The 14,544-nt window shown below is 69.0% G+C and carries 15 protein-coding genes; 8 read left to right on the top strand and 7 right to left on the bottom strand.

The window, feature by feature from the left end:
- Window positions 1-576 precede the first annotated feature (576 nt).
- The 3 genes from OCL97_RS21795 to OCL97_RS21805 all read left to right on the top strand — a co-directional run bounded on the left by OCL97_RS21795 (window position 577) and on the right by OCL97_RS21805 (window position 2,705).
- Window positions 577-852 carry a hypothetical protein gene (locus tag OCL97_RS21795; RefSeq protein ID WP_377371802.1) on the top strand — a complete coding sequence of 92 codons (276 nt, stop codon included), beginning with the start codon at window positions 577-579 and terminating at the stop codon, window positions 850-852.
- 205 nt (window positions 853-1,057) lie between these two features.
- Window positions 1,058-1,846 (top strand): methyltransferase domain-containing protein, encoded by a 789-nt coding sequence (locus OCL97_RS21800; protein ID WP_377371803.1) that lies wholly within the window; start codon window positions 1,058-1,060, stop codon window positions 1,844-1,846.
- A gap of 154 nt (window positions 1,847-2,000) precedes the next feature.
- On the top strand, window positions 2,001-2,705 hold the full coding sequence (locus OCL97_RS21805; RefSeq protein ID WP_377371804.1) for a terminase small subunit-like protein: 705 nt from the start codon (window positions 2,001-2,003) through the stop codon (window positions 2,703-2,705).
- A gap of 61 nt (window positions 2,706-2,766) precedes the next feature.
- Here the strand turns inward: OCL97_RS21805 and OCL97_RS21810 are convergent, their stop codons facing one another.
- On the bottom strand, window positions 2,767-3,828 hold the full coding sequence (locus OCL97_RS21810; protein ID WP_305338483.1) for a DMT family transporter: 1,062 nt from the start codon (window positions 3,826-3,828) through the stop codon (window positions 2,767-2,769).
- A 91-nt stretch (window positions 3,829-3,919) separates the two neighbouring features.
- Here OCL97_RS21810 and OCL97_RS21815 point away from each other — a divergent pair, with 91 nt between their 5' ends.
- From OCL97_RS21815 to OCL97_RS21835, 5 genes are all read left to right on the top strand, one after another.
- Window positions 3,920-4,102, top strand: coding sequence for a DUF3606 domain-containing protein (locus OCL97_RS21815; RefSeq protein ID WP_215340881.1), 183 nt, complete (start codon window positions 3,920-3,922; stop codon window positions 4,100-4,102).
- A gap of 127 nt (window positions 4,103-4,229) precedes the next feature.
- Window positions 4,230-4,673 (top strand): SRPBCC family protein, encoded by a 444-nt coding sequence (locus OCL97_RS21820; RefSeq protein WP_377371805.1) that lies wholly within the window; start codon window positions 4,230-4,232, stop codon window positions 4,671-4,673.
- 127 nt (window positions 4,674-4,800) lie between these two features.
- Window positions 4,801-5,019, top strand: coding sequence for a hypothetical protein (locus OCL97_RS21825; protein ID WP_377371806.1), 219 nt, complete (start codon window positions 4,801-4,803; stop codon window positions 5,017-5,019).
- A complete protein-coding gene (locus OCL97_RS21830; RefSeq protein WP_377371807.1) occupies window positions 5,016-5,783 on the top strand; it encodes a sulfite exporter TauE/SafE family protein in 768 nt (255 codons plus the stop codon). The genes OCL97_RS21825 and OCL97_RS21830 overlap by 4 nt, the downstream gene beginning before the upstream one ends.
- A 68-nt stretch (window positions 5,784-5,851) precedes the next feature.
- A complete protein-coding gene (locus OCL97_RS21835) occupies window positions 5,852-6,412 on the top strand; it encodes a hypothetical protein (RefSeq protein WP_377371808.1) in 561 nt (186 codons plus the stop codon).
- Here the strand turns inward: OCL97_RS21835 and rsmA are convergent.
- The 6 genes from rsmA to lptF all read right to left on the bottom strand — a co-directional run bounded on the left by rsmA (window position 6,409) and on the right by lptF (window position 14,220).
- Window positions 6,409-7,224 (bottom strand): 16S rRNA (adenine(1518)-N(6)/adenine(1519)-N(6))-dimethyltransferase RsmA, encoded by an 816-nt coding sequence (gene rsmA, locus OCL97_RS21840; protein ID WP_377371809.1) that lies wholly within the window; start codon window positions 7,222-7,224, stop codon window positions 6,409-6,411. The genes OCL97_RS21835 and rsmA overlap by 4 nt on opposite strands.
- Window positions 7,225-8,232, bottom strand: a complete 1,008-nt coding sequence (gene pdxA, locus OCL97_RS21845; RefSeq protein WP_377371810.1) for a 4-hydroxythreonine-4-phosphate dehydrogenase PdxA — start codon at window positions 8,230-8,232, stop codon at window positions 7,225-7,227.
- Entirely contained in the window at window positions 8,229-9,569 is a 1,341-nt protein-coding gene (locus tag OCL97_RS21850; protein ID WP_377371811.1) for a peptidylprolyl isomerase, read from the bottom strand. The genes pdxA and OCL97_RS21850 overlap by 4 nt, the downstream gene beginning before the upstream one ends.
- Before the next feature lie 70 nt (window positions 9,570-9,639).
- Entirely contained in the window at window positions 9,640-11,919 is a 2,280-nt protein-coding gene (locus OCL97_RS21855) for an LPS-assembly protein LptD (protein ID WP_377371812.1), read from the bottom strand.
- 61 nt (window positions 11,920-11,980) lie between these two features.
- Window positions 11,981-13,084, bottom strand: coding sequence for an LptF/LptG family permease (locus OCL97_RS21860; RefSeq protein ID WP_304783416.1), 1,104 nt, complete (start codon window positions 13,082-13,084; stop codon window positions 11,981-11,983).
- Window positions 13,081-14,220 (bottom strand): LPS export ABC transporter permease LptF, encoded by a 1,140-nt coding sequence (gene lptF, locus OCL97_RS21865; RefSeq protein WP_305703428.1) that lies wholly within the window; start codon window positions 14,218-14,220, stop codon window positions 13,081-13,083. The genes OCL97_RS21860 and lptF overlap by 4 nt, the downstream gene beginning before the upstream one ends.
- Window positions 14,221-14,544 lie beyond the last annotated feature (324 nt).

Raw genomic sequence — 14,544 nt, forward strand, 5'->3', positions numbered from 1 at the left:
TCGTAGAGCCGTCCCATGACAACACCTCCGCCAATGCAGGGTGTTGCACTTCGTTTGAGAACTCAGGGGACCCAGGTGAAACCCACTCCGATTGCAGGTCAGACCGGGGTTTCGTAGGGCTGAGATCCCAGACCCCGGAGATGAATCTAGGTCCCGGCCTTCGCCGGGATGAGCGGGGGGAATGCGGTGACAGGGCGCTTGCTGCATCGCGTTCTTTGGTCCCGTTCGAACTCAGTGCACTGTTATTGAAACTGGGAACTGGTTTGGCATGATGCGCTCGACGGGGTTGATCGCGAAGCCCGATACGCCCTTGACCGGATTCATCCACGGAGCCTGCGCGACGGCCGGGGCCGTCGGCATTCCTCTTATCGTCCAAGTGGTGGTAATGGCGTTCGCTTACGGTAAGCCGTTTGTTGGGTTCATGCTTAGCGTTGGAATCACGTGCGTAGCGAGCTTGGCGGGAGGTTTGGCTCTTGCGACATGGCGCCTAGTTCAGGGCTGGATGTACGAGCGCTTCAGTGAAGGCCCTCCAAACTAGAAATCTGCCAAGAGCAGCCAGCCTGGAGGATGGAAGCCATGAGCGAAGCGATCGGGCCTGGCGATCTGGTGATCTGCGTCAATGTCGCCCCCAACCATGGCTCGGGCAGGCCGGTGCCGCTCGTCGCCGGGGAGAGCTATCGGATCATAGGCGTCATGGAGTTCGCCTGCCCCTGCGGACGGTCCGACGCCCTGCTGGATATCGGGGTCGATTTCGCCTGGTGTCAGACGCGCTTCCGGCTGCTGCCCAAGCCCAAGGCGCAGGCCCGGACGCGGCGGGTTTCGGCGCCCAAGGAATTCGAGCCGGTGGGGTGATGGGCTGGGACGGCCGTACGCGCTTCTCCTCTCCCCACGTCTTTCGGGGGGAGAGGGTAGGGTGAGGGGGGGCGGTTTGGCTTGGTGGTGAGTAGCCGATGGGTCCCCTCACCCTACCCTCTCCCCTTTAAAGGGGAGAGGAGGAGATAACCTCGTATGCTCCGGCCGCGTCTTGGCCGCCAACCCCGACACACGGAGACCTCTCTTGAGCCAGCTGACCTTCGACGCCGACTCGGCCAGGGCCCTGGAGGCGATCTACATGACGCCCGACGTGGTGGCGCAGCGGGGTCGGGTGATTGATCTGCTGGCCCCGGCGGCTGGCGAACATCTGCTGGACGTCGGCGTCGGGCCGGGGCTGCTGGCCCTGGACCTGGCGCGGCTGGTGGGGGAGTCCGGGCGGATGGTTGGCCTGGACCTGGCGCCGGCCATGGTCGCGGCGGCCACGGCCAGGCTGGCGGGGCTGTCCCAGGCGGAGGTCAGGATCGGGGACGCGGCGAACCTGGACCTGCCCGACGGCGCCTTCGACGGGGCGGTGTCGACCCAGGTCTATGAATATGTCGCCGACATGCCCCGCGCCCTGGCCGAGCTGCACCGGGTGCTGCGGCCCGGGGGGCGGGCGCTGATCCTCGACACCGATTGGCGGAGCCTGGTCTGGCATTCCTCCGATCCGGCCCGCATGGACCGGGTGCTGGCCTGTTGGGACGCGCACCTGGCCGACCCGCACCTGCCCGCGAAGCTGGGGCCCCTGCTGCGCGAGGCGGGCTTTACCGTGCGCCGGACCGAGATCGTGCCGATGTTCTCGCCGCGCTGGCAGCCGGTCAGCTATGCGGGCGGCATGGTCCGCACCATCCGCAACTTCGTGCGGGCCAACGGCGCGCGGTTCGGCCTGGACGACGCCGAGCTGCAGGCCTGGTGGGCCGAGCAGGAAGCCCTGATCGCGGCCGACGCCTTCTTCTTCAGCGTCAACCGGTACGCGTTTCTGGCGACGCGCTGAGGTCGCGGCTGACTGGGGGGGAGTGGCGCCCTCAGTAAGTGTTCTCTAAATGTTCTTGTGGTTTCGCGCAAATTTGATAGATTTGCGCCATTGGTCAGGACTGCGCGCGGCGCGTCCCTTCGGCCGGTGATCCCTTAGAATTCAGGATATTCCCATGAGCCGGAAGCGGGTCTGGGGCGAGGTCGCCCCGGTGGTGGAGGAGGTGTGCCTGCGGCTGGAGGCGGGCGAGCCGCTGGCCGTGGTGTGCCGGGAGGCGGAGATGCCGCACGAGAGCACGCTGCGGGCCTGGCTGCGGCGGTATCCGGACCTGAAGGCGCGCGTGGACGCGGCAAGGGCCACCGGGCTGGCGGTGCAGGCGGCGCGGCCTCTGGTGGGGCGGGTGCGGCCGGTGGCGTTCAATGAGGCGTTGGCCGACGCGGTTTGCGAACGGCTGGCGGCGGGGTCGCAGGGGCTGGAGGCGGTGTGCGCCGACCGCGACCTGCCGTCGTCGGCGACGGTCTATCGTTGGCTGGCGGACTATCCCGACTTCGCCGCCCGGTACGGTGAGGCCCGCCGCATCCAGGCGCACCGGATGTTCGACGAGGCGCGCGCCATCGCCAAGGCGGCGACGGCCAAGTCGGTGGCGGTGGCCAAGTTGCGGATCGACACCCTGAAATGGCAGGCGGCCAAGCTGGCGCCCCGGGTCTATGGGGCGCGGGTCGAGCGGGATCTGGAGCCGGAGGCGCCGGTGATCAATGTCGAGATCGTCAAGTTCGGCGATGCTGACCGGCTGCAGAAGGAGGTGGACGACCTGCGCGCGCGGTTGGCGGCGGCTGGGCTGGAGCTTCCGCCGCCGAGCGTGGAGGAGCCGTACGTCTGACCTCCTCTCCCCCCGAAAGACGGGGAGAGGAGGCGGGCCGACTGCAATCGCGCAGATAACCCTACACCCCGTGCCCGTGCCGGTGGTGCAGGTCGGGGTAGTGGGGGTGGGTGTGGGTGAGCGGGGTGTGGCGGTGGGGGTGGCTGTGGGGCTCGCCGGGCGGGTCGCCCGGGGCGTGGTCGTGCTGGTGGTGGGCGTCGTGGACGTGGCGGTGTTCGTGGTCGAGGGCCTCGTGGGTGTGGGGGTGCTCGTGGGCCTCCATCAGGTGCAGGACGACGCCGACGATCATCAGGGCTGAAGCCGCCAGGAGCTGCATCGTGATGGGCTCGCCGAACATGGCGATGGCCAGGCCCGCCCCGATGAAGGGGGCGGTGGAGAAGTAGGCGCCGGTGCGGGCCGCGCCGAGGTGGCGCAGGGCGAGCACAAACATCACCAGGCTGACGCCGTAGCCCAGCAGGCCGACGAGGCCGGCGGCGAGCGTGGCGGTCAGCGGCGGCATCTGGGCGCCCAGCGCCAGGGCCAGGGTCAGGTTCACCGCGCCGGCCACGAGGCCCTTGATCAGGGCGATCTGGACGGGATCGGCGGCGCTGAGCTTGCGGGTCAGGTTGTTGTCGATCCCCCAGGCCAGGCAGGCGCCGGCGATGGCGAGCGCGCCGAGGCCAAGGCCGGTGGGGCCGCCCTGCCAGGAGAGCACCACGGCGCCGGCCAGGATGGCGGCGGCGCCCAGCAGCAGGCGGCGGTCGACGTTTTCCCGGAACACGATCCAGGCGATGGCCATGGTGGCCAGGCCCTCGAGGTTCAGCAGCAGGGCCGAGGTGGAGGCCGCTGTCGTCGCCAGGCCCAGCATCAGCAGCAGGGGGCCGATGATCCCGCCGCTGAGCACCACCAGGCCCAGCCACGGCAGGTCGGCGCGGCGCAGGGGCGCCTCGGCGGCCGGAACTCCCAGGGCGCCGCGGGCCAGGTGGACCAGGGTGAGCCCCAGGCCCGAGCCCAGATAGAGCAGGCCGGCCAGCAGCCAGGGACTGACCCCGCCTCCCAGCAGCAGCTTGGCGAAGGGGGTGCTGGCGCCGAACAGGGCGGCCGAGGCGATGGCGAGCAGGACGCCGGGTCGGTGGGTGAACATGGGGGTGAGTTTAGGGGGTGGCGAGAGGAGGAGATAGGCTTGCTCAATCGCGGCTGCGGTGACACTTCAGGACTTTGCAAGGAGCGCCCAGATGGCCGAACCCAAGGGCAAGCGGGATTTCCGGGATTCGCCGCGGCTGGATCCCAAGGAGCGGCACCAGGTGGAATACTGGGCCAAGCGCTGGGGCGTGACCCATGACCAGATCATCAGCGCCTATCGCAAGGTCGGCATGATGGTGAAGGACATCGCGCTCGAGCTGGGCAAGAAGCGCTGAGGCCATGCGCTACCTGTAGACGCCGGAGGACATGGCGGTGGGGCGCAGGCGCCGTCACCAAGTTCCTGGAGGCGTGCAACCAGTGGGGCCGGCGCGCGCATGGCCTGGGCGGCAAGGGGGTTTAGGGATGCACCAGATCAGGACCCAGGCGGTGATCGAGGCCACGCCCCAGGCGGTGTGGGCGGTGCTGGCCGACTTCGCCAGCTACCCGGCGTGGAACCCGCTGAACCTGGAGGCGCACGGGCAGGCGGTGTTGGGAGCCAAGATCCCCATGGTGTTCCGCAACCTGGCCTCGGCCAAGCCCGGGGCGACGATTTCCCAGACGGTGACCCTTGTGGCCTGTGAGCCGGGCAAGGCCCTGGCCTGGGCCGGGCATGTGCCGCTGCTGTTCCGGGGGCGGCATCACTTCACCCTGGAGGCCGCGCCCGGCGGCACGCGGGTGCTGCATGGCGAGGACCTGGCGGGGCTGATCCCGCTGACCTTTTCCAGGGCGCAGATCGCGCGGGATTTCGTCCCGGCCTACGAGGCGGTGAATGTGGCGCTGGCGGCGCGGGTTGCGGCGCTGGGATGAGGACACCCACCCTACGTCATCCCGGCCGCAGCGCAGCGGAGAGCCGGGACCCAGGGGCGGTGCGCTGGGCCCCTAGGTCCCGGATCGGCCTATCGGCCGTCCGGGATGACGGGCAAGGGTTCGGCTCATGCTGAGCATCAAGACCCTGGTGGACCTGGCCATCGACGAGGATCCGCGCAGCCCGTGCCTGTGGGTTCCGAGCGAGCACTGGGCGGACTTCTGCGCCGCCATCCGACGGACGCCCAACCTGATCGGGGCGGTGATCTATCGCGACAAGACCATCCGTGACGGGGGCCCTGACACCGACATCATGACCGGGTCCGATGTCACGGGCCGGCGGCGTTGATCACCGATCCGTGGTTCTACGCCCTGGCCGTGCCGGCGGTGATCCTGCTGGGGCTGGCCAAGGGCGGGTTTTCCGGCATCGGGGTGATCGCGGTGCCGCTGATGGCCCTGGCGGTGTCGCCGGTGCTGGCGGCGTCCATCACCCTGCCGATCCTGATCGTGCAGGACGTGGTCAGCGTGTGGGCGTTCCGGAAGACCTGGGACCGGGGGATCTTGCTGCTGATGCTGCCCAGCGCGGCGGTGGGGATCTTCGCCGGGTTCGCCCTGGCGGCCTTTGTCAGGCCCGGCGCGGTGGAGCTGGCGGTCGGCGTGATCTCGGTGCTGTTCGCCGTGCAGCGGCTGTGGCTGGAGCGCAGGGGCGCGCCCGTGCGGGCGGCGGCGCCTGAGGGCGTGCCGTGGCGGGGCGTGCTGGCGGGGGTCGCGGCGGGGGTCACCAGCCAGATCAGCCACGCCGGCGGGCCGCCGTTCCAGATCTATGTCCTGCCCAAGCAGTTGGCGCGCGACGTGTTCATCGGCACCAGCGCCATCTTCTTTGCGGTGGTGAACTGGATAAAGGTCCCGGCCTATCTGGCGCTGGGGCAGGTGACGGCGGAGAGCCTGTCGACCGCGGCGGCCCTGCTGCCCCTGGCCATCGCCTCGACCTGGGCCGGGGTGTGGCTGGTGCGGCGGGTGCCGGGGCAGGCTTTCTACAAGGTGATCTATGGCCTGCTGGTGGTGGTGGGAGCCAAGCTGGCCTGGGATGGCGCGGTTTCGCTCATCGGCTAGACTGAAACACCCGCGCCCTCAGCGCGCCGCAATCGCGGGCGAGCCTGGGAGGCGAAGGAGTTCCGCCGATGACCCGCATGCGACTTTGGATGGCCGGCGTGACGCTGGCGGCCCTGGCTGGGACCGCCCAGGCGCAGGAGGCCGTGGCGACCGCGTCCTCCACCCCGGCCCCGGCGGCCGATCCGGCGACGGCGGCCCAGATCGACCAGTTCATCCGCGCCTCGCCCGTGCCCACCCTGGCGGACGACGGGGTGGACGGGATCACGCCCGGCGAGGAGCCCCGCAAGGTGCATGGCGAGGTCACCGTCGGCGTCGGAAGCGGGGGCTATCGCAGCTTCTCGGCCATGAGCGTCATCCCGGTCGGCGAGACCGGGACCCTGGCCGTGGCGGTCAGCAAGAGCCGCAACTCGCCCTATGCCGGCCATGGCGAGTACGGCGGCTATGGATATGGTGGCCATGGGCGCGGTTACGGCCACGGCGAGCGGCAGTCCATCGGGCTTGAGTTCTCGTCGCAGGGCGAGGCGCCGCGTTGTTCGCAGCGGATGGATCGGGGCCCGGACTGGCGCCGGCTGCGCGAGGGGCCGGGCGAGAGCGCCTGCACCAACGACGCCGTGGACCTGGCGCGCTAGCGGGCGCGGGCCAACTTCAGGAATTCTTCCACATCCAGGGTCTCGGCCCGGCGTGACGGGTCGATGCCGGCCGCCTCGCAGATCGTCTCGCCCCCCAGCTGCTTGAGGCTCGAGCGCAGCATCTTGCGGCGCTGGCCGAAGGCCGCGGCGGTGAGGGTCTGCAAGCTCTCCAGCAGGGCCTGGTCCAGGCGCTGAGCGTGGGGAACCAAGTGGACCACGGCCGAGGTCACCTTGGGCGGCGGCGTGAAGGCGCGGGGCGAAACCTCCATCACCAGTCTTGCGTCCGCCGTCGCCTGGGCGATGACAGCCAGGCGGCCATAGGCGTCGGAGCCTGGCGCCGCGACGATGCGCTCGGCCACTTCCTTCTGGAACATCAGCGTCAGGGAGGTGGGTGTGAACGGGCCCGTCAGCCACTTGATGAGCAACGGCGTGCCGACATTGTAGGGCAGGTTGGAGACGATGGCGGTGGGGCGTCCGGCGGCCAGCGCGGTCTCGTCGGCGGTCAGGGCGTCGTCCAGATGGACGGTGAGCGCGCCGTTGGCCGCCTCGCCGAGCTCGGCCAGCAGGGGCAGGAACCGGGGGTCCTTCTCGACCGCGGTCACCTGGGCGCCCGTCTCCAGCAGAGCCCGCGTCAGGCCGCCAGGGCCGGGGCCGACCTCGATGACGTGGTCGCCCGCGCCGACGCCGGCGAGGCGGGCGATCTTGCGGGTGATGTTGAGATCAAACAGGAAGTGCTGGCCGAAGCTCTTCTTGGCCATCAGGCCATGGGCGTCGAGGACGTCGCGCAGGGGCGGAAGGTGTTCGAGGTCCATCTAGGCGGCGCGGCGGGTGGCGATCTCGTCGGCCATCCGGATGGCGGCGACCAGGCTGTCTGCACGGGCCAGACCCCGTCCGGCGATGTCGAAAGCGGTGCCGTGGTCGGGCGAGGTGCGCACGAGAGGCAGACCGAGCGTCACATTAACCCCTCCCCAGAAGTCGAGCATTTTCACGGGGATAAGCGCCTGATCATGATACATGCAGAGGGCGGCGTCATAGCGCGCGCGCATCTCCTCGGGGAACAGGCTGTCGGCGGGGATCGGGCCAGTGGCGTCGACGCCGAGGTCGCGCAGGGCGCGGATCGCCGGGGCGATGATCTCGTGCTCCTCGCGCCCAATAGTCCCGCTCTCGCCCGCATGCGGGTTGAGACCGGCGACGGCCAGGCGAGGCGCCTCGACGCCGAAGTCCCGGCGCAGGGCCTGGGCGGTCACCAGGCCGGCATTGACGACCTTCTCGATGCTGAGGGCCGCGGCTACTTGGGAGAGGGGCTCGTGGACGGTCACCAGGGTGGTACGCAGGCCGGGCACGGCCAGCATCATGATGGGGCCGCGCGCGCCGTCGAAGCGGGTGGCCTGGGTGAGCTCGCCGAGGAACTCGGTATGGCCCGGAAAGGCGAAGCCGGCCTCGTAGAGCGGGGCCTTGGCGATGGGGGCGGTGACGACGCCGGAGACCTGGCCGGAGAGGGCGAGGCCCACGGCGGTCTCGATCCACTGGATCACCGACTTGGCGGCGGCCGAGGTCGGCTGGCCCGAGACCACCGGCGCGCGCAGGGGGATGTCGAGAACGGGAATCGCGTCGGGGAAGACCTTGGCGGCCTCGTCGGGCGAGATCACGCTGCGCACGATGGTCGCGCCGGAGCCCGAAGCCGAAGCCAGGGACTGGCTGTCGCCGACCACAAGGAAGGCGGGCCCGGTCTGCCGTAGCTGCGTCCACGCCTTGACGATGATCTCCGGGCCTATGCCGGCAGGGTCACCAAGGGTGAGCGCGAGTGGTCCAGTCTTCACTTGGTCTCGATTGTCGCCGAGTTCCTGAGGTCACGCATGTAACGCCGCGCGATCATGGACAGTTGCTGTCCGAACAGGCGGTTCTCGATCTGCTCCCTGGACTGGCCGTCCTGGCCGCTGGCGCGCTTGGCGCAGACGGCCAGCAGGTGCAGGCCGGCGCTGGTGCGGATCGGCTGGGAGATCTGACCGGCGGCCAGGCTCTCGGCGGCGTCGCGGAAGGCGGGCGCCAGGTCCTTGATCTCGGCCTCGCCCAGATCGCCGGCGACGACCCCGGGAACGCCGCCGGCCTTGGCCTCCAGGTCCGCACAGCCGGTGACGGTGGCGCGCAGGGCGGTCAGCTTGGCGGTGGCGGCGTCGACGGCGGCTTGGTCGGCGTTCTGGGTCAGGCCGACGGCGGCCTGCTTGAGGTTGACTATCATGCCGCCCGCGCCGGCGCGCTTTTCGCGGAGATAGATGATGTAGACGCCGTCCTTGACCTGGATCGGGCGCGACAGCTGGCCGGGACGCATCTGCTCCAGGGCGGCGTCGATCTCGGGCGCCATCTCACCGGCGGTGATCCAGCCGGCGTCGCCGCCTGCAGCGGCAGTGGCGGCGGCGGAGAACTGGCGAGCCACGGCGGGGAAGGGCGCGCCCTGCTGCATCTGGGTGATCAACTGGCCGGCGCCGGTCATGGCGGTGTCCATGCCGCCGACCCGGTTGGCGTCGATGAAGACCTCGCTGATCTGGTACTGGGGCTTGGAGGCCGCGGTGGCCAGACGCTGCTGCACGGCCTTGACCTGATCGTCGCCGATGCGAAGGCGCGAGCCGTAGCGGCCGCGGATCCAGCGCTGCCAGCTGGTGTTGGAGCGGACCTCCTGGCGCAGGGTCTCCTCGCCGATGCCCTGGGCCTTCAGATTGCCCAGGAACTGCTCCAGGGACATGTTGTTGCCTTTGGCCATCTCGGCCAGTTCCTGGGTGACCTCGTCGTCGGTGGCGATGATCTCCATCTTCTGGTCGCGCTCGACCCGGCGCAGTTCCTGCAGCTGCAGGCGCTCGTCCACCAGACCCACTAGGGCCTCGCGCTGGAACTGGGGCAGGTTCTGCTGGGTCGGCTGCACGCCGGAGGTGGCGATCAGCAGGCGCATGCGCTGAGCCAGATCGTAGGTCGAGATGATGTCGTCGTTGACGACGGCGGCGACGGACTCGTTGATCCCGGCCGGCGCCACTGGGGCGGCAGGCGCCTCCACAGGTGCGGCGTCCTGGGCCCAGAGGACCTGCGGCAGGGCCGTGGTGGCCAGGGCGATCGCCAGGGCGGCGCCGCGCGCCGAACGGCCCGTGACATTACGCGCACGCATCATGGGTGGAAGGTTTCCTTGGAGGCGATGGCCATGGGCAGGTCTATGCGAAGGGCCAATTCGGTGGCGATTTTCAGTTCGCATACAACGGTCCGCCCAATGTGGCGAGGGTGAGGCGTATGGCGAGAGACTCCGTCGGGCCTAGTCTTCCGATTACAGTGTCTTCGCGCCGATAGATGATGTCCACGCGGGTGCAGTCGTCGCGATAGGTGATGCCGAGGTCGCGGATCACCCAGGCGTCCTGGACCAGGTCGCGGTTGCCATAGGCGGTGACGCCCCAATGCTCTGTGAGGTAGAGATCGCCGCCCAGGTCCAGGTTCTCCACCTTGGTCCCGTTGATGTCGGCGCGGTCACGCAGATAGCGGAAATAGCCATTGGCGCGCTTCGTGGAGAGGTTGGCGCCCGCCTCTGCGCGCTGGACCGAAAAGTCTTCTGAATCCAACCGCGTACGGGCGAAAAATGAGAGACCCTTGATGGGTTGGGCGTCGGCGGAGACGATCCAGTCGGACCTGGTCTGGCGCAGGCCGCTCTGGGGCGAGAAGACGTCGTTGCTCTCGTTGCGGAAGCTGCGGCCCACCAGCAGGCTGGCGCGGCGTCCATCGTCCCAGAACACCGAGGCCCGACCGCCGGCGTTCACGCGCAGGCCGTCCTCATAGAGGTCGTAGCCTGGGAATTTGTTGGCCCGGAAGAGGTTGGTCTCGTCGAACTGGAAGGCGATGGAGTCTTCGTTCAAATAGACCGGCGCGCCCGTGGCCGAGGTCGCTACAACCACCTGCTTGGCGTCGGGGGAAGCCGCGACCTGAACGATGGGCTCCAGGATCACGGTGGACTCCGAGAACCGGCGCACGAAGGGCCAGGAGATGTCGGCGCCCGCCACCAGGAGGCCGCGAGACAGGGTCTTGGAGGTGTCTGCGACCCCGTTGAGGTCATCGAGGCTGTAGGCGTCGCCGCGGATGTTCAGGAAAGGCGAGATCCGGACGCCAACAGGGGCGGTGTAGGTGGCGCGCCAGTCGGCCTCGCCGGTGACCCGGCGGCTGTCGAGGCCCGCGAGGCGCAGGGGCGGAGCCCCGACGGGAGACTGGTCCCGGGTCAGGGCGACGGCCGAGCCCAGCAGGCGCAGGCGGCCGCCAGCGATATTGGCTTCCGGCTCCCAACGCGCCTCGATCAGCGGCCCGACGATGGGGAAGGTGCGCTCATTGTCTTCGGGGCGCAGACCCTGGAAGGACAGGGCCGCGGCCGAGAAGTAGGAGCGCTGGTCCTGGCGGGTCGCGTAGACCTGGGAGATCAGGCGGCGATCGTCGGCCAGGTAGGGGCCGCGCGTGGCGTAGACGTCGCCGACCTCGTACTTGTCGAACAGCAGGTCGTCGGAGGTCCGCTCGGCGGTGAAGCCCCAGTCCCACTTCTCGTTGATGGCGAACTGGCCCGCGGCCAGGATGTAGCTGCGGCTGGTGTTGTCGCCGAAGCCGTCGCCCTTGCCGTCGAAGTCGGTGTCGTAGGTGTAGCCGAACCGGGCGTCCACCGAGCCAGAGTAGAATCGCTTGCGGTAGTGCCCGTTGAAGAACGGATTAACTTTCGTGTTAATCTGTGGGCTTAGCGTGATATCTGAAGACGGCGAGAGAACCTGGAGATAGGGCTGCTCATAGCTGAGGCCCCGACGGTTGGAGATGCCGAGCTTCGGCGGCAGGAAGCCCGACTTGCGGACCGCCTGGGGATCGGGGTGCCAGAACAGCGGCAGGTACAGCACAGGGGCGCCGAACACCCGGATCACAGCGTTGCGGTAGTAGACCAGTTGCCGGTCGCGGTCCTGGACCACCTTGTCAGCCTTGATCGACCAGGTGGGCGTCTTGGGTGAGCCGTCCGGCGCGCAGATCTCACAGGGCGTGTAGATGGCGCGGTTCAGTTCATTGACGCGGTCGCTGCGTTTGACGGCGGAGGCGGCGGCGATCTTGATGCCGGGCGCCATGCGCGCGGCGAAGCCCGTGGCGACGCCGGCCTTCATCTGATCATCGAGGGTCAGCTCGTCGGCGTATTCGACGCTGCCGTCCTCGTTGATGATCTGGACCTGGCCCTTGGCGGTGACGACGCCGCGGGTCTCGTCATAGACCAGCTCGTCGGCGCGCAGGGTGCGGCCCTCGTAGCGGACCTCGGCCTGGCCGCGGGCGGTGGTGATCTTGTTCTTGTCGTCACGGATGACGAGGTCGGCCTCCATGTAGAGCTGACCCGCCTCAAGCCCATCGGCCGACGGCTTGGCCGGCGACTGGGCATGGGCCTGCGCCGCCATCGACACAACGATGACCGCCACACTGGCCAGCAGGCCGCGCTTAACGGAGACGGGACGGCGACCGCGACTCATGAAGCTAGGAAACCCCCTGCGGGCGACTGTTGGCGGATGGATAGCGGGGAACGGCAACGATTCAACCGTCTTCGGTGTAGCAGAGCAAGGTCAGCCCGGACAGCAGGGCGACCACGGGCGGCGCCCAGGCGGCGGCGTAGAGCGGAATGATCTCCGCATCGGCCAGGGCGCCGGAGAATTCGTTGAAGAAAAAGAAGATGAAACCGATGGCCACTCCGGCCCCGGCGAGGCCCCCGAGCCCGCCCAGGCGGGCCAGCCTGAGGGAAAAGGCGGCGGCCAGCACCGACATGGCGGCGAAGAGCAGGGGCGTGGCCAGGAGCTGCTGGAAGCGCAGCCGATAGCCATCGGCGGAGAAGCCGGCCTGTTCGGTCTGATTGATGGCGGCGGGAAGCCGCCAGAAGGCGATGGCGTCGGGGGAGGCGAACCGCTCCATGGCCGATTCGGAATCCAGCGTAGAGCGGATCGACAGCGAGTCGGACCGCACCGAGCTCTCGCCCGCCGTGGCCTCACGCACATCGGTGAGTTTCCAGAAGCCCGGCAGCAGCTCGGCCTCGGCGGCCTCCAGCCGGCGCTTGAACTCGGGCAGGCCGTCCTTGTTCTTCTGGTAGACGAAGAGGGAGACCCCCTTGAGCAAGACCCTTCCCGCCACCGCCTCGCGCGCCTTGGCGTGGATGACGATCTGGTTGCGGTCGTCGCCCTGGCGCAGCCAGACCTCCTTGGGCGCGTCGGTCAGGTAGTTTTCCATCAGGCCCGCGCGGTCGGCCTCGAACCGGGCGCTGAGGGCCGAGGCCAGGGGGTTGAAGGCGGTGACGGCGAAGACGCCGACGACGAAGGCCGCCGCCGCCGAGGGCAGGACGAAGCGCCAGGCCGAAATCCCCGCGGCCCGCATGGCGACAAGTTCGCTGGAGCGGTTGAGACCGACATAGGCGCTGATGCCGCCGGCCAGGAAGACGAAGGGCAGCAGCAGCAGGATGAGGGCCGGCGCCTTGAGCAGGGTGAGGCCGAAAAGCTGGGCCACGCCGACATCGGCGCGGACCCCCACCGAGCGCGACAGGTCGACGAACTGCACCAGCAGGATCACCGCCGAGATGACGGCGAGCGCGGCGCCGACGCCGGTGAAGGTGCGGAGCAGCACGTAGCGTTCGAGGCGGCCCGTCCCGATCATGCGGTCTTCAGCCCAGCGATGGGGGCGGGGCGCTTGCGCATGTCGATGTAGCGGCTGACCGGCTGCTTGAAGATGCCCCGCAGGGCCAGGCCCATGGCCCCCAGGGGCACGACGTACTGCAGGACATTGACCCAGGGCTCGGACTCGCTGGCGGCCTGGACGATGAAGCCCAGGATGCGGACCGCGACCGCCGCCCCGCCAATGATCGCGATGCGCCGGCCGTAGCCGAGGCGCGAGAAGCCGCCGCCAATGATGGCCAGGAGCGCGAAGCTCATGAAGGTGAGGTTGTACAGCGGCGTGGTCAGGCGGGCGTTGCCCTCCGCCAGCATCTTGTCGCGGTTCTGCTTTTCCCAGGCCTGCTCCAGGTCCGGGAAGAACAGCTCGTGCAGGTAGCGGTCCGACGGCTTGTAGTGGATCAGTTCGTCACTCGCCAGGAAGGTGGAGAGGTCAAAGACGTACTCGTCGAAGGACAGGAAGTTGAGCACACCGGTGCGGCTGAACTCCTGGTTCGACCCCTTGCGCATCAACAGGACCGGCTTGTCGCCGCGCTTGACCACCCGGCCCTCGTCGGCGGTGTAGGTGGTGGCCCCGCCGTCGTCCTTGGTCTGGTGGATGAACAGGTTGTGGATCAGGCCGCCGTTGTCCACCGACTGGGCGTAGACCGTCAGGCCGGGGGCCGGCTCGGTGAACTCGCCCTCGCGGACCAGGGTCGAGGCCAGGTCGGTGCGCACCTGGAACAGGGTCTCGCGCATCTGCCGCGAGGCCGCGGGCTGGACCCAGAGGTTCATGAAGAGCGCGATGAGGGTGACGACGGCGGCCAGCCGGAGGGCCGGGGCGATGACCCGCCAGCGGCTCATGCCGCCGGCGAAGCAGACGACGATCTCCTGCTCCACGTGCAGGCGGTTGAGCGCCACCAGGGCGGCCACCAGCAGGGCGATGGGCATGACCATGTTGATCAACTGGGGCATGGCCAGCAGGGTCACCTGCAGGAAGACCAGGGCGCTCTGGCGCTGGCTGACGATGATGTCGAGCTGCGAGAGGCTGGTGGACAGCAAGGCGACCGCCGTCAGCGCCGCCGTCGCCATGACGGTCGGCCCCAAGAGCTGACGGAGCAGGTATCGATCGATCAGGCGCATCGGCAAGAAATATAGGGCGGGCCGACAAATTTGCCGCGCCCGCAACGGGAAGCTGCTCTAAACCATGCGTCGCCCCGCCACACAACCGCCGCACGAACGGTCAGGCTGGGATGGGTTCAGGGCGCGCGCTGCGCCGGGTCGCTAAGTTGAGAGAATTCCATGGATATCCAGTTCGTCACGCCTGACGCCGCGCTTGGTGAAAAGAGCGCCCTGGCGATCGTCGTGTTCGAAGGCGAGGCCGCCAGCGCCCAGGGCGGCGCCTTCGCCGCCGCGCTGGTGGGCGGCCGTTTCACCGGCGCCAAGGGCCAGACCCTGGACCTGATC

The sequence above is a fragment of the Phenylobacterium ferrooxidans genome (genome assembly GCF_042714595.1).
GTDB classification, from domain to species: domain Bacteria; phylum Pseudomonadota; class Alphaproteobacteria; order Caulobacterales; family Caulobacteraceae; genus Phenylobacterium; species Phenylobacterium ferrooxidans.